Annotated in this window: 1 protein-coding gene; it reads left to right on the top strand. The window is 67.6% G+C overall.

The features are described 5' to 3' along the window. Nucleotides 1-1,535, top strand: a 1,535-nt coding sequence (locus A5732_RS04050; protein ID WP_142256547.1) for a non-ribosomal peptide synthetase, incomplete at both ends; no start/stop codon positions are given.

Genomic DNA, 1,535 nt, shown 5'->3' with positions numbered 1-1,535 from the left:
GTGGCCCGCACCCCGAATGCCGTAGCGCTAGTGTGCGGCGGTCGCTCGATGACGTATCGCGAGCTTGATGAGGCCTCGAGTCGGTTGGCGCATCTGCTGGCTGGTCACGGGGCGGGGCCGGGACAGACTGTGGCGCTGCTGTTTTCCCGGTGCGCCGAGGCGATCGTGTCGATGTTGGCGGTGCTCAAGACGGGGGCGGCTTACCTGCCGATCGACCCCGCGCATCCCGCGAACCGGATCGGGTTCGTGCTCGCCGATGCCGCACCGATCGCGGCGATCACCACCGCGGACCTGTCGGCTCGGCTGGACGGGCATGAGGTGGCGGTCATCGACGTCGACGACCCCGCTGTTGGCGCCCAGCCCAACACAGCACTACCGGCACCGGCACCTGAGGATCTTGCTTACGTGATTTACACCTCGGGCACGACCGGGGTGCCCAAAGGTGTTGCCATCACTCACCACAACGTCACCGAGCTACTCGGATCTTTGGATCCGGATCTGGCCGGGCCCGCACAGGTGTGGTCGCAGTGGCACTCCTATAGCTTTGACATCTCGGGCTGGGAGATCTATGGCGCGCTGCTGCATGGTGGGCGCCTGGTGGTGGTGCCCGAGTCGGTGGTGGCCTCACCCGAGGACCTGCACGCCCTGCTGCTCAGCGAGCAGGTCAGCATCTTATGCCAAACCCCCTCGGCGGTAGGCACATTGGCGCCGGAGGGGTTGGAGTCGCTGACCCTGATGGTCGGTGGCGAGGCGTGCCCGGCCGAGCTGGTCGAGCGGTGGGCGCCGGGACGGGTGATGATCAACGAATACGGCCCGACCGAGACCACCATGTGGGTGGCCTTAAGCGCCCCGCTCACAACCGGCTCCGCCGAGGTGCCGATCGGTGCGCCGGTGCCCAAGGCGGCCTTCTTCGTGCTCGATCAGTGGCTGCAACCGGTACCGGCCGGGGTGGTCGGGGAGTTGTATGTGGCCGGCACCCAGGTCGGCGTCGGCTATGTGCGCCGCGCCGGCTTGACCGCGTCACGGTTTGTGGCCTGCCCATTCGCCGAGTCCGGCCAACGCATGTATCGCACCGGGGATTTGGTGAAGTGGGGCCCCGATGGGCAGCTGCAGTACCTGGGCCGCGCCGATGAACAGATCAAGATCCGCGGCTATCGCATCGAACTCGGCGAGATCCGCGCCGCGCTGGCCGGGTTGGACGGGGTGGAGCAGGCGGCGGTGATCGCCCGCGAGGACCGCCCCGGCGACAAACGGCTGATCGGCTACATCACTGGCACCGCCGACCCGGCCGAGCTTCGCACCCGACTGGCCGAGCGGTTGCCGGCCTACATGGTCCCGGCCGCAGTGGTGGTGATCGATGCGCTGCCGTTGACCGTCAACGGCAAACTCAACACCCGCGCCCTGCCCGCACCGGAATACGCGGAGGGCGATCGTTACCGCGCCCCGAGTACCCCCACCGAAGAGACCCTGGCCGGCATCTACGCCCAAATACTCGGCCTCGAGCGAGTCGGAGTCGACGACTCCTTCTTCGACCT

It is taken from the genome of Mycobacterium colombiense, from assembly GCF_001953985.1.
Lineage (GTDB): Bacteria > Actinomycetota > Actinomycetes > Mycobacteriales > Mycobacteriaceae > Mycobacterium > Mycobacterium colombiense_B.
This window is presented reverse-complemented; position numbering and strand designations above follow the sequence as displayed.